Genomic DNA, 18026 nt, shown 5'->3' on the forward strand with positions numbered 1-18026 from the left:
GCGGGGGCCACTCCCGGCGGGCGAGCGGCCGGGCGGGTGTCCTTCCGGCCACACCGGCCAAGAGAATGGGCCGCAAGGCGAGGCGCTCCCAGAGAGGCGGGCCCCGCGGCCGGGCCGGAGGAGACCGGGGACGGGTTTTCGGTGCGGCATCATTCCTTTACCGCAGGATGACTCACATTTCGGGCCGGACCGGCGCGGTCCGGTGCGTTCCTGAGAGCCCCGCGAGTTCGCATGTCCCCTCCCCTCTCCCTGGCGCCCATCGTGGTGTTCGATCTCGACGGCACGCTCGCCGAGACGGCGAGCGACCTCATCGGCACGCTCAACGTGATCCTGGCGCGCGAGGGCCTGCCGCCGGCGGATGTGGGGCGGGCGCGGGACCTGATCGGGGCGGGCGCCAAGGCGATGCTCGCGCGCGGCTTCGCGGCCGCGGGCCGGGAGCTGACGCCGGAGCGGCTGGAGGCGCTGTTCCGGGTCTTCCTGGCCCATTACGGCGCGCATCTCTGCGAGAGCTCCTTCCTGTTCCCGGGCGCGGCGGCGGCGCTCGACCGGCTGGCGGGGGCGGGCTACCGGCTTGCGGTCTGCACCAACAAGGTGGAGGCGCATTCGGTGGAGCTGCTGCGGGCGCTCGGCGTCGCGGACCGCTTCGCGGCGATCTGCGGGCGCGACACCTTCCCGTGGTTCAAGCCGGACCCGCGCCACCTCACCGAGACGATCGCGCGGGCGGGCGGCGACCCGGCCCGGGCGGTGATGGTGGGGGATTCCCGCACCGACATCGTGACCGCGCAGGCGGCCGGCATCCCGGTCGTGGCGGTGCCCTTCGGCTACACGGACGTGCCGGTGGAGGATCTCGGCCCCGACCTCGTCATCGGCCATTTCGACGCGCTGTTCGACGCCGTGCAGCACCTGCGCACCCGCACCCGCTCGGCGGCGTGACCGCCGCTCGGCGGCGTGACCGCCGCTCGGGGCGGCCCCGCCCGGCGGCGCCGGCTCACAGGCCGATGACGGAGAGGGTCACGCTGAGCACGAACAGCGCCACGCCGGCATTGTAGAGCCGGATCTTGCGCCGCAGCAGCCCCCCGACGACGCGCAGATTGGCGATCGCCTCCCGGAACAGGGTGTCGATCGGGGAGGCGACGAAGCGCTCCTGCAGCGCCGCCAGATCGTCCTCCGCGAAGGCGATCCGGCTGAACAGGTCGGCGGAGCGGCGCACCCGCGCGAGTTCCGACCAGAGCAGCACGACCATGCCGGCGACTCCCGCCCACAGGGAGGGGTGGGAGGCCGCGAAGGCGGCCTTCTCCAGGATCGGCGTGGTGCCGCCGCGCATCAGCGGGGAGACGGCGAAGCCGAGGAACGAGGCCAGGAACGCCATCAGCAGCGAGGAGCGGCGGGCGACCGAGTCGAGCCGGCCGCCGAGATACTGGTAGAACGCGGCCAGGAGCGCCGCCCGGTCCTGCCTGGGATGTGAGGGTAAGGGCGTCTCGGTCACGCGACCCGGGTCCGTCTGGCCGGATCCTCGGTCAGGGCGGGGCCCGGCTGCCGGCCGCTGTCCTGGGACGCCATGGGAACCGGTGGAATGGTGGGCGCGACAGGGATTGAACCTGTGACCCTTCGCGTGTGAAGCGAATGCTCTCCCGCTGAGCTACGCGCCCGGTCCGGCGGCTTCTAGGCGGGTCGCGGGCGGGCGTCAAGCGGGTCGGCGCCGCGGATCGCCGCCGCGGGCCGGAAGGGCGCCCCCTCACGCCGCCGAGCGCCGGCGGACCGGCGCATCGGCCGCGGCCGAGGCGGCGAGCGAGGCGGCGAGACGGTGCCCCACGAAGCGCCTGGACCGTGACGATGGCCTGCCTCCGACCCTTGCGATGTCCGGCTGCCAGCCGTACATTGGACGCGTCACGAGAAATAACGCGATAGCCGCGAAGCACTCGGCGGTGAAGAGGCGCGTGGCTGCCCGGAGAGAGCGGCTGGAAGCCCGCATCTCCTCCGATCAGAAGGACCTGTTCCAACGCACAGCCGAGCTTCAAGGCCGGACGTTGACCGATTTCGTGATCGCCAGCGTTCACGAAGCCGCCGCCCGCACCCTTGAGGACCTGCAGACCGTGAAGCTTACCGCCGAGGAGAACCGCGCGTTCGCTGAGGCGCTTCTGAACCCGCGCGAGCCCGGGGGGCGTCTGCAGGCCGCGGCGCAACGCTACATCGTGTCGGAGACGGGCGAGCCGAGCGCTCGCTGACCCTTGCGGATCGAACCGCTCGACGATCATCAGACCGCGCCGGCTTCACCTCCGGCGTAGACCCGCTTGACCGCCACTTCCGCGCTCAAGCCGGACAGGCGACCCGGCGCCGGGTGGCCTCCTGCTTCGTCCTGGTGGAGGCTGACGCTACCCCGCTCGCCTACTATACGCTCGCTGCGACATAGATCGCGCTTGCCGACTTGCCGGCATCCCTAATCAAGCGCCTCCCGCGCTATCCGCTGGTCCCGGCGGCCTTGCTCGGACGCCTCGCCGTCGATCACCGTCACCGCGGTCGGCGCCTCGGGGAGCATATGCTTTTGGACGCGTGCGCCCGGGCGCTGCGCAGCGACATCGCGACCTTCGCGGTCGTCGTGGATGCGAAGGACGACCGCGCAGCCGCTTTCTACCGTGCGTACGATTTCGTGCCCTTGGACGCCGGCGGGCGGCGGCCGTTCTCGCCAATGACGACGATCGCCCTGCTGTTCGCCTGAGCGGGCCAGCTCGAAAAGCGGCTTGAACTTGGTCGGGGGTTCATCTCCGTAGGACGGACCGCGACGCAGCCATGCGCGCTTCTCACCCGATCGGTCTTCGACTCGGAGCAGCTACGCGGGGCTAGGACCAGACGGAGGACGGGCCGACCTCATCGGCGGGGTTCGATACGCGCTCGCCATGGAGGATGGCGAACCCGTCGATTTGCTTCACGATGTCGTGATCAATTTTAGGTAGTATATTTCTGTCTAGGCCGGTCTTTGTTGTAGTGGGGCCTCCATTCCTCGATGCGCTCGCGGGCATCAGTCAGGGACAGGAACCATGAGGCATTCAGGCATTCTGCCCGGAGGCGGCCATTAAAGTTCTCGATGTAGGCATTATCGGTCGGTTTTCCGGGCCGAGAGAAGTAGAGCTCTACCCCATTCAGGTAGACCCATCGATCCAGCATACGACCGGCAAACTCCGGCCCATTGTCCACCCGTAGGCTCTTGGGCCGGCCGCGGAGCCTCACCAGAGCGTCGAGTGCCTCGACTACCTGGTAGGCCCGGAAGTTGGCTCTCGGCGCCAGCGAGAGCGCCTCTCGCGTGTGGCAGTCCACGACCGTCAGGATCCGGAACGGACGTCCGTCGAAGAGACGGTCGGACATGAAGTCTATTGCCCAGACCTCGTTGGGACCGCCAATTGCGGGACGTCCTTGCCGGTAGCGCCAAGCCCGTTTTTGCCTGGGCAGCTTGGGCCGGATCGACAGGCCCTCGTCCCGGTAGAGCCGGTACGTGCGCTTGTGGTTCACGGCCCAGCCCTCCCGTCGCAACAGGATTTGCAGCCGCCGGTAGCCGTAGCGCACCCGCGTGGCCGCCAATTCCTTCAACCCCTGCGCAGCGCCACCTGCGGATCCGACCGCCTGCGGGTAGCGCTGAGATGAGCAGCCGAAGCCGGTGGCCTGACAGGCCCGTCGTTCGCTGATACCGTAGGCCACCTGCAGGTGACCGGCGACCTCGCGGCGAACGGCGGGCCTCACCACTTTCGCTTGAGCACGTCCTGCAGCATCGAGCGATCCAGCGTGAGGTCGGCGACCAGCCGCTTGAGCTTGCTGTTCTCGTCCTCCAGCTGCTTCAGTCGCCGGATCTCCGGCAAGCCCATGCCGACGAACTGTTTTTTCCACTTGTAAAAGGTCGGCTCGGACACACCCATCTTCCGGCAGATCTCGTCCACCGTGCTGCCGTTCTCCGCCTGTCTGAGGGCGAAGGCGATCTGTTCGTTCGTGAAGCGTTTGCGAGGCATGGCATCCACCCTCTGTCAGAGTTCAGGATGCCCGAAAATTTGCGCTCGGCCTGGACCAGTTGGCCGAGTCAGGACCACGCATCAGCCGATCAGGACCTCGGCCGCCTTCACCTCAACAAGGTTCAACACCTCGGCATGCAGATCGACGGCGTGTCCTTGAGCGGACAAGGAGATGACCAGGGCATATCTGCCCTTGTCCGCGAAGCGCCGCTGTCCAAAGTGCGACTTCCACCACCCGCCGACAGGCTAGACCGCGATCGCGTCATGACCGGCGAGCTCTATGGCCCGGCCACGCCACAGGTCGCAATGCAGCGAGCCAGCCTGAACGGCCTTAGGGCCGAGGAGCCAGCAGCTGGTCTCGGCCTCGGTTTCCGAGCCGTCCTTCTCCTGTGCTGAGGAGATGCGGCTGCGGAATTTTGCATTCGTTTCCGTCCGCCTCTTCATGTCGAACCGGAGCCCGAACGAGCGATAGGTGTCGGGCCGTGTCGCAGCTTTACCAGTGAGGTTGGGCTCGACGAAGTAGGAGAGCGTCACCTTCATCGTGACGATCTCGTTCTCAAGCTGCTCCAGCGCCGCCTTGGGCCAGGGCAGGTCGTAGAAGTGCATCTCGTTGAAAACAGCACTTCGCCCGTCCGCGCCGAGCGCGAAAGGCTGGATTTCGGCTTCGGCGATCAGCGTAACATTGTTCCGCGCTGACAAGATCGCGCGCCCGATGTCTGGCACACCGTAGCCTATTTCGCGTAACGCCTGCTGTTTCTGCGCCTTAGATCCGGTCTTCCAGTGCGCGCCGCGGCCGATCAGCAGCTTGCGCATGGGCTGCGGCCAATCCGCGGAGTCCACGGTCAGTGCGCGATGCGTCTCGGGCCAGAGATGAGGCAGGCTCGCCTGCAACCGACCGATGAAGTTCCCCGCCACACCGGCCGCTGCGCTCGTCGCGCAGAACGGCACGAGCGGCTCGGTCGCCACGTCCGAGCCTGGGGCAAGCAGTGACACGGCCTCATGCCAGGCGCAGAAGCCAGTCGCGTTGGAAACCATGTTGCCGGCCTCGAACAGCACCTCGGGCTTGATCGGCGTTAGATCGTCGGGAAGTGTCTGGGAGCCGCGACTGTACGGGCTCCGGTTGTTCGCGGGCACGACCGGCGCCAGCGCGGGCGGGGGTGTCGGCGCCTGCTCCTTTTGCGTGAAGCCACCGATCGTCAGCGCGTTCCAGCTCTGGGAAGGATCTTCGAGCGGCTGCGACGGGATGACATCAAGCATCATGCCGCCCGGCACGTTGCCGGTCGCAACCACCACCAACCGTTTGGGCGCGCCTGCCGCCGGCACGTCATCGGCTTCATCCCCAGGCATCGACCCCGCGGCGATCTGATCGAGAGCGCCGCTCCAGCTCGATGGACGGCTCGGCGGAAAGTCAGCCGCCGAAGTGGCGAGGCAGAAGCTGCGGACCACGTTCGGCCGTTCGGCTTCGACGAGGGCCACAGCGCCTTGGGTCACCACGCCATAGCTTGGCGGCTTGGTCGCCGGAAAGCCGCCGGGCGGCAGGAGCTTCATCGACTCCGCCCCGTGGTAGAGTTCGACTGGTCCCACACTGTTCATGTGCGGCTCGAGATCGCCATGCAGGATCAGCCCAGCGATCGCCGTGCCATGGCCGCCATACGGCGCATGATCATCCGTTCCCCAGGCCGCATCATAGGCCCACGCGCCCTTCAGGCCTGGCTGGATGAGAGGGTGCTCACCCGCGACCCCAGTATCGAGCGCGCACACGACCGGCGCGTCTTCCGGCGTCGGCACGATTCGCTCTGCGAGTTCGGCCACCCAGTCATGCTGCCCAACACCGCCCGCGCCGCGGTCAAGGAACGGTTCGATCGTGCCGGTGGCCTGCCTGACCTCGGTGATAGCACCCGGCAAGCGCTCGGCGAATGCCAGCAAGCCCGCCGCCGCAGCATGGACGAAGACCACCGTCGTGTCCGGGAAGAGCAGCCGATCGGCATGTACATCGAGGTTCGCGCCGCGCGCAAGCACAGCCACGCGCTCGGCGCGCGCCGCGCCGCCCTGCACCCACAGCTCCCACCAGACGATTTCGGGCGCGGAGAAGTCGACCGGGCCGACAAAGAGCGTCCACGCCGGCGCGGCGGCGATGGTCTCGACTGGCTCAAACCGCTCGACATCGGGCCGGCGCGCGTTGCCCGGGTCACGGCCATAAGCTGCGATGCGATCGCGCAGGAAACCGCGAGCCTCGTCTGGAACGAACAGCAACGCGCTCTCGGTGCGATCATCCCGGCGTTCGGTGCGGAGCAGGACGATATCCTGACCGGGGAACTCGAGCGCGGCCGGAACCTTCGCCGCCTTGGAGCGCGACCCATTGGGCGGTGGCGCGGTCGACACCTCGACGATCGTGCCCGGCTTGAGTCCCTGGACCGGCAGCCGCGTGTCCGCGGCGACCACGGGCAGCTCACCCAGCGCCTTGCTCAGCTGATCGAGAAGCGAGTCAGCGTGCGCGCCATAGTCTTCGCGCAGCGGCTTGCGCTGCTGCGCTCGCGACGGATAACCGTACTGCGCGGCCTCACGAAACGCGTCGATGGAGATGTGCGGGCGATCACGCGCCCCGTAATCTTCAGGCTCCACCATATTGCCTCTGCCTTGAACGAGCTTGCTTCATCTGTCCGGCCGGCGAGCCTGTCTAACGGCCGGTCGAGCGGCGGAATTTGCCCTTCAAGGTCTGACGGTTCTGGAGAGCCCGGGTGAGCGCATCCGGGGATACCTTGGGTGCACCCTCCAGGATGGCATCCTTCACGACAGCGTCGGCTGCCCGAACGAGTTCGCCTTGGCTCAACCCGTCAAGCGCGGGGTCGATCGAGGACCAGGAGCGCGCGGTGAGCTTGAACTTGCCGAGGCGCCGTTCAAGGATCGCGCGCGCCGCCATCCGGTCCGGCAAACCATATTCGATGACCTCGTCGAACCGGCGCGCGAGCGCCTCGTCGAGGATCTCGACATGGTTCGTAGCCGCCAGGACGAGGCTGTCCGTCGTGTTCGGCTCTTCCATGAAGGCGAGCACGGAATTCAGCACGCGGCGGATCTCGCCAACATCGTTGGGATCGCCACGGCGCGCGCCGATCGCGTCGAACTCGTCGAGCAGGTAGACGCCTCGGACCTGCGCGATCTGATCGAACAGCAGACGCAGCTTGCCCGCCGTCTCACCGAAGAAGCGGCTGAACAACGCCTCCAAGCGGACAGTGAACAGCGGCAAATGCAGCTCACCAGCGAGCGCCGATGCTGTCATTGTCTTACCCGTACCAGGCAGCCCGACCAGCAGCAAGTGAGTCGTGGGCGCTTGTCCATGGTCGCGCAGCGTCGCCCGCTCCTGCTGCTGTCTGACCACGCGGCTCAAGCGATCGCGGACATCATCCGCGAGGACCATACTTGAGAGCGAAACCTTGGGATAGGTGCTCTCGACAAGTTCCTGCAACTCGCCGCGTGGGCGGGCCAACGGAATGGGCGTTTGGCCCCCAGCCGGTCGGCCGGTCCTTTGCTGGTCGCGCGCCCGTTGCACCAGGCGCTTCAGCTTATCGGCGTCTTCGGTCCGGCCTTGCCGCGCTTCCTGAGCTGCCGCCTGGAGGGCGATGGAGAGGAACTGCTCCTCATCACCCTGGATGTGTGAGTTGAGGAGCGCGAGCAGATGCTTCGTCGACATTCGCGCCTCCCTTCTCGACTCAGATGCCTCAGTCTGCAGACCGCCTTAGCGCCTCAGCCGTGGATTTTAAGACCGAACCCTAACCAAATGGCCCAACCCGCGCCACGGTTTCCTAACCGCTGAGCACAAGGTGCGTGCCGTCGGCGGTGATCGGCGGGAATTCCCGGTATCCACAGGGCTGAACCTCCCGATCGCTGCTGCGAGGGATCGACTCAGCCACGATACGCGAACATAACATGAACGAAACTGCTCTTCCAGTGTTTAGGGGTGCATGCGCGAGTCGAGCCATGATCGTGTCCTCGACGAACTCCGTAAGCGCATCGCTAACCTGGAGCGCTGTGGCCAGTCGCGTCGACAAGGTGGTTTTGCGCTCGGCATCCGTGACATCGACGGACGTGTCCGATGGCTCTGAACCCGCACGCCGCCGAGGCTGCGGAGCGCACCTCCACGTGACACGCTAGACCGCCAGAAGGTGCAAGCTAGAGCTGTTCCCGGTCAGGTAGCGACGGCCAAGTTGTTCTCGCACCCGGCTGCGGTGAGGTAGTTGCGGCACTCCTGGGTGAAGCGGGTGAAGGCCTGTCGGATCGCCGCCCAGAGATCCGGGATCGTGCGGGCTGCCGCACTGCGCAACAGCGCCTTAGCTTCGCGAACACCTGCCGGCAAGCTCCTTCACCCCTCAACGCGCAACCCGCAGATCCGTCTCTAGCGGCTCGGGACCCGCCCTAGCAGCCGACGTTTGTCGCGCTGCTTCTCCTGCGCCGGTGAGCGCCCTTCAGCGAAGGCGCGGCGTGCGTCGATGCACTTCTCTCTTGCCCGCGCCAGAGGAGATAGCCCAGCTGGTCCGTAACGACCGCGCGTCAGCGTCTCGCGACGGCCGTTCATTCGGTAGTCGAAGCGGAGTGAGATTGACCCTCCGGGCGACACGTAGGCGTAGATGCCGTCCCGATCAGTGACCTTGTAGGGCTTGTCCTTCGGTTTGGGGTTCTTGAGCGCAATATCTGTGAGCATAACGGGCTCCTCTTTAGGATACCGTCAGCCCGGAGCGGCGCCACCATCCTCATTTCCCCAGAACTGACAGGCACTTACGCTGAAGAACTACCGTCGTCCAGACTTACGAGGTTGACGGCATCAGCCTGCGCGCGAATCCAAGCGCTAGCGTATTCGTCCATTATGCCGTCATGTGCGACTGCTACCCACCGGTAACTCGCTATAGTCATCGGGAGAAAAAGAGGCACAGGTCACTGGGTTGAGTACAGTCTCGCGATCGGCTCCAAACGCCCTCGGGACATAGCGAATCACTCCCACTCGATCGTCCCGGGCGGCTTCGAGGTGATGTCGTAGGTGACCCGGTTGATGCCCTTGACCTCGTTGATGATCCGGGTCGCGACCCGGCCCAGGAAGCCCATGTCGAAGGGGTAGAAATCCGCCGTCATGCCGTCCACCGAGGTGACGGCGCGCAGCGCGCAGACGTGGTCGTAGGTGCGCCCGTCGCCCATCACGCCGACCGTCTTCACCGGCAGGATCACCGCGAAGGCCTGCCAGATCGTGTCGTAGAGGCCCGCCTTGCGGATCTCCTCCAGGTAGATCGCGTCGGCCTTGCGCAGCGCGTCGAGCTTCTCCGCCGTGATCTCGCCCGGGCAGCGGATGGCGAGGCCGGGACCCGGGAAGGGGTGGCGGCCCACGAAGGCGTCGGGCAGGCCGAGCTCGCGGCCGAGCACCCGCACCTCGTCCTTGAACAATTCGCGCAGGGGCTCCACGAGCTTCATGTTCATGCGCTCGGGCAGGCCGCCGACATTGTGGTGGCTCTTAATCGTCACCGAGGGGCCGCCCGTGAAGGACACGCTCTCGATCACGTCCGGATAGAGCGTGCCCTGCGCCAGGAACGCCGCGCCGCCGCTCTTCCTCGCCTCCGCCTCGAACACGTCGATGAAGAGCCGCCCGATCGTCTTGCGCTTCACCTCCGGGTCGGTGACGCCGGCGAGCGCGCCCAGGAAGAGGTCCTGGGCCTGCACGTGCACGAGCGGGATGTTGTAGTGGTCGCGGAACAGCCGCACCACCTCCTCGGCCTCGCCGAGCCGCAGAAGGCCGTGATCCACGAACACGCAGGTGAGCTGCTCGCCGATCGCCTCGTGGATCAGCACCGCCGCCACCGCCGAGTCGACCCCGCCCGAGAGGCCGCACAGCACCTTCTCGCCGCCGACCTGCCGGCGGATGCGCTCGATCGCCTCCTCGCGGAACGCGCGCATCGACCAGTCGCCCGCGCAGCCCACGATGTCGCGCACGAAGTTGCGCAGCAGCAGCGCGCCGTGCGGCGTGTGCGCCACCTCCGGGTGGAACTGCACCGCGTAGAAGCGGCGCCCCTCGTCGGCCACCGCCGCGAAGGGCGCGTTCGGCGAGATCGCGATGGTGGAGAAGCCGTCCGGCAGCTTGGTCACCCGGTCGCCGTGGCTCATCCAGACCGGGTAGCGCTCGCCCACGTGCCAGATGCCGCGGAACAGGGCCGAGTCGGCGATGACCTCGACCTCGGCCCGGCCGAACTCGGCGTGGTGCCCGCCCTCGACCTCGCCGCCGAGCTGGGCCGCCATGGTCTGCTCGCCGTAGCAGATGCCGAGCACCGGCACCCCGGCCTCGAACACCGCCTGGGGCGCGCGGGGCGAGGTCTCGATCGTCACGGATTCGGGGCCGCCCGAGAGGATCACGCCCTTCGGCTTCAGGGCCGCGAAGGCCGCCTCCGCCGCCTGGTAGGGCACGATCTCGGAATAGACCCCCTCCTCGCGCACCCGGCGCGCGATGAGCTGGGTCACCTGGCTCCCGAAATCGATGATCAGGATCTTGTCGTGGTCGGCCGTCATACCGGTGAGTTAGACGAGGCGGAGGCGGCGCGCAACGCGGGGCCGCGCGATCGGCCGACCCCGTTCCACGGAGCCGCGCGCCCGGCGGGCCGTCACCCCCGCACGAAGCCCCGCCGCCGCGCCCAGGCCAGGAACAGGCCGGGCCAGGCCGCCGCCGGGGTGCCGGGCACGCCGAGCGCGAAGCCGTGCCCGCCGCGCTCGAACAGGTGCATCTCCACCGGCACGTCGGCGGCCCGCAGCGCCCCGTACATCAGCAGGCAATTGTCCACCACCGCGACCGGGTCGTCGGCCGCCTGGGCCAGGAAGGTCGGCGGGCATTGCGCGCGCACGTGCAATTCGATCGAGTAGCTGTTGGTGGCGAAGCGCGTCGGGCTCTCGCCCACCAGCACGCGCCGGCTCGACGTGCGGTCGAAGGGCGGGCGGAGCGTGATCACCGGGTAGATCAGCGCCGCCGCGTCGGGCCGGGCCGAGAGCGCGTCGTCCTCGTCGACCGGCTCGTAGAGCGGCGCCCCGAAGCGCACCGCGGCCGAGCCCATCAGGTGGCCGCCCGCCGAGAAGCCGACCACGCCGATCCGGCCCGGCTCGTAGCCGTAGCGCTTGGCCCGCGCCCGCACGAGGCGCACCGCCCGCTGCACGTCCTGGATCGGCGCGTCCGCCCCCGCCCGCCAGCCCTCGCCGGGCAGGCGGTAGACGAACACGAAGGCCGTGACCCCCTGGCCCGCCAGCCACTGCGCGGTCGGGATCGCCTCGTGCCCGATATCGATGCGCCGGTAGCCGCCCCCCGCGGCGATCACGACCGCGCTGCCGGTCGGGCGGGGCGCGCGCACCACCAGCAGGCAGGGCCGGGCCACGCTCTGGATCACGCCCTCGCGGCTCTCGTCGTAGGCGGGGCCGTCGAGGTCCGGGCCGCCGCCGCCGGGCGGCGTGCCGGGCCAGAGGGCCATGACGTCGAGGTCCGCGCCCGGGCGGATCGGGGGTGGGGCCGGCGCCGGGGGCGGGACGGCCGGCGCGGCGGTGTCGCCCCCCGCCTGGGCCGCCGTCTCCGTCGGGCGCGCGAACGGGAGCGCGGCCGCTCCCGTGAGCAACGTCCTGCGATGGAGCGGCATGTCCCGTCGATCCGCGATCCCCGAGACTCCCTGAACCACCCCCTCGCGAGCTTGTCCAGTCATCCAAACGATCGCGACCGCGGCATCGGCCCGGGCTCGGTCATTCGGCCGGGGGAAGGGCGCTCCGTCCCTCTTGCCCGTGGGTCAGCAGCGCCACGTAGAACCCGTCCGTGCCGGTGCGGGCCGGCGTCATCTGGATGCCGTGGGCCGTGCGGCGCAGCGCGGGCTCGAGATCCGGCGCGAGCGCGAGGGGGACCGCGCGCAGGGAGGAGCGCCGCGCCAGCAGCCCGGCCACCGCCCCGTCATTCTCCTCCGGCAGGAGCGAGCAGGTGACGTAGACGATGCGGCCGCCGGGCCGGATCAGGCCCGCAGCGCGGTCGAGGACCGCCTCCTGCTCGGCGCGGCGCGCGGCGAGGCTGCCGGGGCGCAGGCGCCACTTGGCGTCGGGGTTGCGCCGCCACGTGCCCGAGCCCGTGCAGGGCGCGTCGACGAGGACGAGGTCGGCCGCGCCGGCGAGATCCGCCAGCGCGTCGGGGGCGCCCCGCCCGCCCCGGGGCGTGCGCACCTCCGCGACCGCGCCCGCCCGGCGCAGGCGCTCGTGGATCGGGGCGAGGCGGCGCGGGTCCCCGTCCGTGGCGACGAGCCGGCCCCTGTTGGCGATCAGGGCGGCGAGGGCCAGCGTCTTGCCGCCGCCGCCGGCGCAGAGGTCGATCACGGTCTCGCCCGGCCGCGCGCCCGTGAGGCGCGCGGCGAGCTGCGAGCCCTCGTCCTGGATCTCGAACAGGCCCTCCAGGAATTCCGGCTCGACGTGGAGCGCCGGCCCGCGCCCGTCATCCGGCACCGGGATGCGCAGGCCGTCCGGCGCGTGCGGGGTCGGGGCGGGGTTCAGGTGCGCCAGCGCCGCGGCCACGCGGTCGCGGTCCGCCTTCAGGGTGTTGACCCGGATGTCGAGGGGCGCCCGGCGGGCGAGGGCCTTCAGCTCCGGCAGGAGATCGTCGCCCAGCGCCGCGACCAACGAGGGCAGCACCCATTCGGGCACGTCGCCGGCGACGTGGAGGGGAGCGTCCGCGAGGGTCGCCGTGTCGAGGCGCGCGCGCTCCGCCTCGGTCAGGGGAGCCGGGGCGAAGCGCTCGCCGCTGCACAGCCCGGCGATCGTGGCGCCCGCGAGGCCGCGCTGCAGGCGCAGCGACCCGATCAGCACGGCGCGCGGCGCGTCGTCGTCCATGATCCAGGCCGCCGAGGCGCGCCGGCGCAGGGCGTCGTAGACGAGGCCCGCAATCGCGGCCCGATCGCCCGAGCCGGCGAAGCGGTGGGCGAGGCCCCAATCCTTGAGCGCGTCGGCGGCGGGCCGGCGGCGCGCGGCGATGTCGGCCAGGACCTCGATCGCGGCGGAGAGGCGGGCGGACGGGGTCATCCCGAAACGGCCGCGCCGGTGCCCGCGATCGGGCGGAGAACGGCCAAGCTTTGGTCACCTTCCCTTAGGAGATGGAGGGCCTTCACCCCGATCCGGAGCTTCACCGTCATGTCACGCCTCGCGTCGCTCACCCTGTCCGGCCTCCTCCTGCTGGCGCTCGCCGCCTGCGCCGCGGCACCCGCCGCGCCCGACCTCACGCCGCCCCCGCGCAAGCCCGCCGACGCCAAGACCACGCTCGAATCCGGCGCCGCGCCGCGGCGGTGATCCCCGCGCCGCGGCTCCGCCTCACGCCCACCGCGCGAGGAGGAGCCGCACCGCGATGGTGATCCCCATCGCCATCGGGATCGGCGCACCCGCCGCGACGAGGCGCAAGCGCAGCCGCACCGGGGTTCGTCGTCGACGGAAGCGCGCCGGCCGTCAGGTCCGGCTCGGGTAGTTCGGGCTCTCGCGGGTGATGGTCACGTCGTGGACGTGGCTCTCGCGCAGGCCCGCATTGGTGATGCGGATGAACTGGGCCCGCTCCCGGAAGGCGGCGAGGTCCTCGGCGCCGACGTAGCCCATCGCGGCGCGCAGGCCCCCGGCGAGCTGGTGCAGCACCGCGGCGACCGGCCCCTTGTAGGGCACCTGCCCCTCGATGCCCTCCGGCACCAGCTTGTGGGTGTCGTTCACCTCCGCCTGGAAGTAGCGGTCGGCCGAGCCGCGCGCCATGGCGCCGACCGAGCCCATGCCCCGGTAGCTCTTGTAGGAGCGGCCCTGGTAGAGGAAGACCTCGCCCGGCGCCTCGTCGGTGCCGGCGAGCAGCGAGCCCAGCATCGCCACCGAGGCGCCCGCCGCGAGCGCCTTGGCGAGGTCGCCCGAATACTTGATGCCGCCGTCGGCGATCACCGGCACGCCGGCCTCGGCCGAGGCCTCGACCGCCTCCATGATGGCGGTGAGCTGGGGCACGCCGACCCCCGCGACGATGCGGGTGGTGCAGATCGAGCCCGGCCCGATCCCGACCTTGATGGCGTCGGCCCCGGCATCGATCAGGGCCTGGGCGCCCTCGCGGGTCGCGACGTTGCCGGCGATGACCTGCACGGCGTTCGACAGGGTCTTCACCCGGCGCACGCTCTCCAGCACCTTGGCCGAGTGGCCGTGGGCGGTGTCGACCACGATCACGTCGCAGCCCGCGTCGATCAGGCGCTCGGCCCGCTCGAAGCCGCTCTCGCCCGTCGTGGTCGCGGCCGCGACCCGCAGGCGGCCCTGCTCGTCCTTGACCGCGTGCGGGTAGGCGACCTGCTTCTCGATGTCCTTGACGGTGATGAGACCGATGCAGCGGTAATGGTCGTCGACGACGAGCAGCTTCTCGATGCGGAACTGGTGCAGCAGGCGCTTGGCCTCGTCCTGGGTGACGCCCTCGCGCACGGTGATGAGCCGGTCGCGGGTCATCAGTTCGGAGATCGGCTGGCTCGTGTCGGTGGCGAAGCGGGTGTCGCGGTTCGTCAGGATGCCGACGAGCTTGCCCTTCGAGCCGTTGGGGCCGCGCTCGACCACCGGGATGCCCGAGATGCCGTTCTGGCGCATGAGCTGGTGGGCGTCGGCCAGCGTCTCGTCCGGGTGGATGGTGATCGGGTTGAGCACCATGCCGGATTCGTACTTCTTGACCTGCCGCACCTGCTCGGCCTGCTCGTGCGGCTCCAGGTTGCGGTGGATCACCCCGAGCCCGCCGTTCTGCGCCATGGCGATGGCCATGCGGGCCTCCGTCACGGTGTCCATCGCCGAGGCGATGATCGGCAGATTGAGCTTGATCGAGCGGGTGAGGCGGGTGTGGATCGCGACCTCGGCGGGCATCACCGCGGAGGCCGCCGGCCGCAGCAGGACGTCGTCGAAGGTCAGGCCCTCGATGATGCGGTCGCCAACGATGGGGGCCATGAACCAACTCCTGGATGCGGCAAGGGGCCGGGCGCGGCAGCATCCCAGCCTCGAACGAGTTGGCACCGGCCGATAGCACGCGTCCATGACAGGCGCAAAGCGGCAACGAGGGCCGCATGCGCCCGCGGCAACCCGCGCCCGAGCGCCGCGCAGAGCGCGGCGCGGGGCGAGGCGCCTGGGGGCCCTATTTCTGGCCCTGGCTCGCCTTGTTGGCGTTGTGGTGGCCGATGGCGCAGCCGGCCGCCGCGCCGGCCTTGCCGTGGCCCGCGGCGGCGCCCGCCGCGCCGCCGACCACGGCGCCCTTGAGGCAGCCCTTGGCCTCGGCCCCGCCGGCCGCGAGGAGGCAGGAGCCGGCGAGCGCGGCGGCGAGCAGGAATCTGGTGCGCATGGGATTCTCCCGAGATGGCGTGTCGCCCGAGAACGGCCCGGACCCGCCCGGCGTTCCGGATCGACCGCGGCGCGGCGCCGGGCGGGGGGAGACCGACCCGGTCCCGGGCCCGCCACGGTGACGACACCGCTCCCCTCCTCCCGGGGCTCCCGGCGGGTCCCGCGCGACGGCGCGGCGCCGGCGGGGCCGTGGCGGATTGCGGCGGTCGGTCGCGCTTGGCGTTCACGTGGCCTAGCGTCACCGCTCCATCCGATCGGTCCCTGCGCCGCGCTCACCTGCCGCGAGAGAAAGGAGATACTCCCGGAGCGGAGGATGGAGGTGGATCCACCATCATCCGGTGGGCGCTCGCCTCCACGCCCGCCATCGAGCGCCGCCCGCGCCGGTTCCGCGAGCCGCAAAGCGGCGCCGTGCGCCTGGACGAGACCTCCACCGGCAGCAAGGGATCGGGAGCGACCATTTCCGGGTGCAGCGGTCCATGCCGCGGGTGAGCGGGTTTCGGTCGTTCGATACGGCCCGGCGCGCGATCCCGGGCTTCGAGGCGATGCCGTGGCTGCGCAACAGCTTCGGATTGGCCGGCGCCTGGACCGTGCGGGAGCAGAACCAACCGCTCGCGAGGTGTTGCGGTTTGCCGTCGCGAAGACGGGGTGGAAGCGGGACGGCCGAGTCCCCGTGTCTCGGCGCCGGGTCTGCGAGAGGCCCCGGCGTCCCGCCCCCTTCGAAGCCAGCACCACGCTAACCGTGTCTTTCAATGATTCAGAGCTCAGCCGACCTCGGATGCAGGTGCATTGAGTATTTCAGCCGAAAGTGAAGCTACCATCCGCACCGAAGTTGACCCTCACCCCGGCGATCATGTACGATCCTCCGCGAGCATCAACGACGTCTGAGTTTACAGTACCGCGGGTCCACTTCATTCCACCGTTCACATCATCGAGCTCCTGCTCTGACAGCTGCTGCGGCATGATTTCCTGATCGTCATTCGAGTGGGTCATCGTCGTTTCTCCTTCAATATCAGGTTCGAAGTAGCGCTATTCGCCGCTTCATGCGCTGTTACTGCACCACACGGCCGCACTGATCTGTGCTTCAGGGCACGTGTCCGCACGAGAGCGTCGGACGCCAGGACGGTGCGACTGCGGCCTCGCGCTCAAAGCTGATCCGACGGGCGGGGACACGGCGGCGACCGACGCGCAGGCGTGGCGGCCGAGGGAACTCGCGCGCGCCGGATCACCGAGCAGTCCCTGCCGCAGGCGGCCGAGAGCGGCGGGCCTCGGGCGGCGGGCAGGCCGGTTCAGCACTCTCTGCACCGCGGTGGATGTCCCGCGTGGCGACCCCTGCGCGGTCGGGATACCCCGCTCGGTGAGGGCGCGGGCGATGCCGCTGGCAGAGGAGATGCCGGCCGCGCGAAGCTCCGCGATTGACCGGTACGACGCGCGCCGCGTTGCGGTCGCCTCCGGCCTTCCTGCCCACCCCGTGGCCAGGTTCGGCGAAGGTCCGCAGGAAGCCGGGATCGCGGGAGGGGCGATCACGCGTCGCGCCACGGGGACGGCGTGCCTCGATCGCCTTCCCATCAACCTCACGTGCCGGTTGCGTGCCCCCATGCACGCGGCACCAATGGCTGCTTGCCACGTTGATGTTACAGCGATTAACATTCGGAAGGCAGCCATGGCCGACCTTGAGGTGCCTCTTGCCCAGATAGAGGATCTTGCCCAGCAAGCGCGAGAACGCATTGAGGAGAGCATCGCACGGCTTGGCGGTGACAGTGCTGCGTTCTGGTATGCGGTGGCGTTGATCTACCGTCGCGGCCTCGCTGACCCTGCACTCGCAAGAGCTGAGAGCATCGCCGGCACACACTGTGCCTGCCCTTCAAGCGCTGAACTGGTCGCATCGCCTGAGATGGCACCCAAGAACGGCCAGCCCTTGGCCAATTCCTCAGAGTGCTTGGAGTTCATGCTGTGATGATCCGGACCGTGGACGTCATTGCCACGCCCGTGGAGGACGAAAGCACTTGGTGGCTCACCGACCGCTCGGGATATTCCTTGGGTGCGGTTCAGAGAATCATGGACTCGCCCAAGGTCAGCATCGTGGTGAACCCCCAGGGCGCCCTCGAAGGCATCCCCGCGCACCATCCCTCGATCGACGCCGCCTTCGAAGCCATCGCGGAGCATGTGGGCGGCACCTGCGAACGCAATCCCACAATGAAGAGTTGAAGCGGCGCCTTGGCCGCCGGAGACGCGATCCCTCCGCGGCAGACCTCGCGGACAGCGCGCGGTGCGCAAAACGAAGCCGGCGCGAGGATCAGCCTCGGCCGGCTCCAGTCAGTGTCATCGGGGGCTTCCAATGAGATGCCTCCAAACGGCCGAGGCAGCCCGGGAGTTCCAGCGCGAGGTGGCGGGACCGGAGATCGCGGGCCGGGCCCGGGGCGGAGGCGGCACGCTGGGCGGGTCTGCCTCACGGCCCGGAGCGGCAGCGCGTTCGTGCTTGCCAGGCCCGGCCTTTGTCGCGTCAGCGCGCATTCGTCTCGCGGTTCGGGTCGGTGACGGGCGGCTCCCTCGCGTCTCCCCCCGAGAGGAGGCGCCCGACCAAGCCCATCGCCCCCATCATGCCGACGGCCAGCCCGCTGCAGACCAGCATCGCGCCCGTCGCGCTGAGCATTCCGAACCCGATCTCCATTGCCG

The 18026-nt window shown here is 69.5% G+C and carries 18 protein-coding genes, 1 tRNA gene and 3 pseudogenes; 7 read left to right on the top strand and 15 right to left on the bottom strand.

The features are described from left to right. Positions 1-231 precede the first annotated feature (231 nt). Positions 232-933: an HAD family hydrolase gene (locus tag M446_RS04575; RefSeq protein WP_012330920.1), complete on the top strand. Its 702-nt coding sequence runs from the start codon at positions 232-234 to the stop codon at positions 931-933. A gap of 55 nt (positions 934-988) precedes the next feature. Here the strand turns inward: M446_RS04575 and M446_RS04580 are convergent, their stop codons facing one another. After that, positions 989-1486: a hypothetical protein gene (locus tag M446_RS04580; protein WP_012330921.1), complete on the bottom strand. Its 498-nt coding sequence runs from the start codon at positions 1484-1486 to the stop codon at positions 989-991. An 88-nt stretch (positions 1487-1574) separates the two neighbouring features. Next, a tRNA-Val gene (locus M446_RS04585) sits at positions 1575-1649 on the bottom strand. Between the two features lie 288 nt (positions 1650-1937). On the opposite strand from M446_RS04585, the gene M446_RS04590 reads away from it, so the two are divergent. Beyond that, on the top strand, positions 1938-2225 hold the full coding sequence (locus tag M446_RS04590; RefSeq protein WP_265576527.1) for a DUF1778 domain-containing protein: 288 nt from the start codon (positions 1938-1940) through the stop codon (positions 2223-2225). Between the two features lie 311 nt (positions 2226-2536). Then, a complete protein-coding gene (locus M446_RS38715; protein WP_415926899.1) occupies positions 2537-2716 on the top strand; it encodes a hypothetical protein in 180 nt (59 codons plus the stop codon). A 227-nt stretch (positions 2717-2943) separates the two neighbouring features. On the opposite strand, the gene M446_RS04600 is transcribed toward M446_RS38715, so the two are convergent. The 9 genes and pseudogenes from M446_RS04600 to M446_RS04630 all read right to left on the bottom strand — a co-directional run bounded on the left by M446_RS04600 (position 2944) and on the right by M446_RS04630 (position 13055). After that, a complete protein-coding gene (locus M446_RS04600) occupies positions 2944-3732 on the bottom strand; it encodes an IS3 family transposase (RefSeq protein ID WP_415926900.1) in 789 nt (262 codons plus the stop codon). After that, positions 3729-3995, bottom strand: a complete 267-nt coding sequence (locus tag M446_RS39600; RefSeq protein ID WP_012330924.1) for a transposase — start codon at positions 3993-3995, stop codon at positions 3729-3731. The genes M446_RS04600 and M446_RS39600 overlap by 4 nt, the downstream gene beginning before the upstream one ends. A gap of 246 nt (positions 3996-4241) precedes the next feature. Continuing rightward, positions 4242-6620 (bottom strand): S8 family peptidase, encoded by a 2379-nt coding sequence (locus M446_RS04610; protein WP_265576529.1) that lies wholly within the window; start codon positions 6618-6620, stop codon positions 4242-4244. A gap of 52 nt (positions 6621-6672) precedes the next feature. Beyond that, on the bottom strand, positions 6673-7683 hold the full coding sequence (locus M446_RS04615; protein WP_012330925.1) for an AAA family ATPase: 1011 nt from the start codon (positions 7681-7683) through the stop codon (positions 6673-6675). Positions 7684-8178: 495 nt separating this feature from the next. Next, positions 8179-8322: pseudogene (locus M446_RS38720) on the bottom strand (IS630 family transposase); the annotation flags it as partial. Between the two features lie 87 nt (positions 8323-8409). Further along, positions 8410-8691 (bottom strand): annotated as a pseudogene (locus tag M446_RS34685) (Arm DNA-binding domain-containing protein); the annotation flags it as partial. A 287-nt stretch (positions 8692-8978) separates the two neighbouring features. Beyond that, a complete protein-coding gene (gene guaA, locus M446_RS04620) occupies positions 8979-10535 on the bottom strand; it encodes a glutamine-hydrolyzing GMP synthase (RefSeq protein WP_012330926.1) in 1557 nt (518 codons plus the stop codon). Between the two features lie 92 nt (positions 10536-10627). Beyond that, the gene (locus M446_RS04625; protein ID WP_012330927.1) at positions 10628-11641 is read right to left on the bottom strand and encodes an alpha/beta hydrolase; all 1014 of its coding nucleotides are present in this window, start codon (positions 11639-11641) and stop codon (positions 10628-10630) included. Between the two features lie 100 nt (positions 11642-11741). After that, on the bottom strand, positions 11742-13055 hold the full coding sequence (locus tag M446_RS04630; protein WP_012330928.1) for an RsmB/NOP family class I SAM-dependent RNA methyltransferase: 1314 nt from the start codon (positions 13053-13055) through the stop codon (positions 11742-11744). A gap of 108 nt (positions 13056-13163) precedes the next feature. On the opposite strand from M446_RS04630, the gene M446_RS37970 reads away from it, so the two are divergent. After that, positions 13164-13319 (top strand): hypothetical protein, encoded by a 156-nt coding sequence (locus M446_RS37970; RefSeq protein WP_012330929.1) that lies wholly within the window; start codon positions 13164-13166, stop codon positions 13317-13319. A 153-nt stretch (positions 13320-13472) separates the two neighbouring features. On the opposite strand, the gene guaB is transcribed toward M446_RS37970, so the two are convergent. Further along, positions 13473-14966, bottom strand: a complete 1494-nt coding sequence (guaB, locus tag M446_RS04635) for an IMP dehydrogenase (protein WP_012330930.1) — start codon at positions 14964-14966, stop codon at positions 13473-13475. Positions 14967-15150: 184 nt separating this feature from the next. Beyond that, complete coding sequence (locus tag M446_RS04640; RefSeq protein ID WP_018262521.1) at positions 15151-15354, bottom strand: hypothetical protein; 204 nt, start codon at positions 15352-15354, stop codon at positions 15151-15153. Between the two features lie 427 nt (positions 15355-15781). Between M446_RS04640 and M446_RS34690 the strand changes: the two are divergent. Next, a pseudogene (locus M446_RS34690) lies at positions 15782-15985 on the top strand (DDE-type integrase/transposase/recombinase); the annotation flags it as partial. Positions 15986-16148: 163 nt separating this feature from the next. On the opposite strand, the gene M446_RS04650 reads toward M446_RS34690, so the two are convergent. Then, a complete protein-coding gene (locus M446_RS04650; protein ID WP_012330931.1) occupies positions 16149-16343 on the bottom strand; it encodes a hypothetical protein in 195 nt (64 codons plus the stop codon). Between the two features lie 670 nt (positions 16344-17013). Between M446_RS04650 and M446_RS36760 the strand changes: the two genes are divergently transcribed. Next, on the top strand, positions 17014-17307 hold the full coding sequence (locus M446_RS36760) for a hypothetical protein (RefSeq protein WP_150108572.1): 294 nt from the start codon (positions 17014-17016) through the stop codon (positions 17305-17307). Continuing rightward, the gene (locus tag M446_RS04660) at positions 17307-17558 is read left to right on the top strand and encodes a hypothetical protein (protein WP_012330932.1); all 252 of its coding nucleotides are present in this window, start codon (positions 17307-17309) and stop codon (positions 17556-17558) included. Before M446_RS36760 ends, M446_RS04660 begins: the two co-directional genes overlap by 1 nt. A gap of 295 nt (positions 17559-17853) precedes the next feature. Here the strand turns inward: M446_RS04660 and M446_RS37975 are convergent, their stop codons facing one another. Then, positions 17854-18021 carry a hypothetical protein gene (locus M446_RS37975; protein ID WP_012330933.1) on the bottom strand — a complete coding sequence of 56 codons (168 nt, stop codon included), beginning with the start codon at positions 18019-18021 and terminating at the stop codon, positions 17854-17856. Positions 18022-18026: the final 5 nt, after the last annotated feature.

This window comes from Methylobacterium sp. 4-46, from assembly GCF_000019365.1.
Classification (GTDB): domain Bacteria; phylum Pseudomonadota; class Alphaproteobacteria; order Rhizobiales; family Beijerinckiaceae; genus Methylobacterium.

What these genes read in the sequence shown, in the direction of transcription:
- M446_RS36760 (WP_150108572.1), top strand. Translation starts at nt 17,014, where the DNA reads ATGGCCGACCTTGAGGTGCCTCTTGCCCAGATAGAGGATCTTGCCCAG.
- M446_RS04660 (WP_012330932.1), top strand. Translation starts at nt 17,307, where the DNA reads ATGATCCGGACCGTGGACGTCATTGCCACGCCCGTGGAGGACGAAAGC.
- M446_RS04625 (WP_012330927.1), bottom strand. Translation starts at nt 11,641, where the DNA reads ATGCCGCTCCATCGCAGGACGTTGCTCACGGGAGCGGCCGCGCTCCCG.
- M446_RS04650 (WP_012330931.1), bottom strand. Translation starts at nt 16,343, where the DNA reads ATGACCCACTCGAATGACGATCAGGAAATCATGCCGCAGCAGCTGTCA.
- guaA (WP_012330926.1), bottom strand. Translation starts at nt 10,535, where the DNA reads ATGACGGCCGACCACGACAAGATCCTGATCATCGATTTCGGGAGCCAG.
- M446_RS04610 (WP_265576529.1), bottom strand. Translation starts at nt 6,620, where the DNA reads ATGGTGGAGCCTGAAGATTACGGGGCGCGTGATCGCCCGCACATCTCC.
- M446_RS37970 (WP_012330929.1), top strand. Translation starts at nt 13,164, where the DNA reads ATGTCACGCCTCGCGTCGCTCACCCTGTCCGGCCTCCTCCTGCTGGCG.
- M446_RS38715 (WP_415926899.1), top strand. Translation starts at nt 2,537, where the DNA reads ATGCTTTTGGACGCGTGCGCCCGGGCGCTGCGCAGCGACATCGCGACC.
- M446_RS04575 (WP_012330920.1), top strand. Translation starts at nt 232, where the DNA reads ATGTCCCCTCCCCTCTCCCTGGCGCCCATCGTGGTGTTCGATCTCGAC.
- M446_RS04630 (WP_012330928.1), bottom strand. Translation starts at nt 13,055, where the DNA reads ATGACCCCGTCCGCCCGCCTCTCCGCCGCGATCGAGGTCCTGGCCGAC.
- M446_RS39600 (WP_012330924.1), bottom strand. Translation starts at nt 3,995, where the DNA reads ATGCCTCGCAAACGCTTCACGAACGAACAGATCGCCTTCGCCCTCAGA.
- M446_RS04640 (WP_018262521.1), bottom strand. Translation starts at nt 15,354, where the DNA reads ATGCGCACCAGATTCCTGCTCGCCGCCGCGCTCGCCGGCTCCTGCCTC.
- M446_RS37975 (WP_012330933.1), bottom strand. Translation starts at nt 18,021, where the DNA reads ATGGAGATCGGGTTCGGAATGCTCAGCGCGACGGGCGCGATGCTGGTC.
- M446_RS04615 (WP_012330925.1), bottom strand. Translation starts at nt 7,683, where the DNA reads ATGTCGACGAAGCATCTGCTCGCGCTCCTCAACTCACACATCCAGGGT.
- guaB (WP_012330930.1), bottom strand. Translation starts at nt 14,966, where the DNA reads ATGGCCCCCATCGTTGGCGACCGCATCATCGAGGGCCTGACCTTCGAC.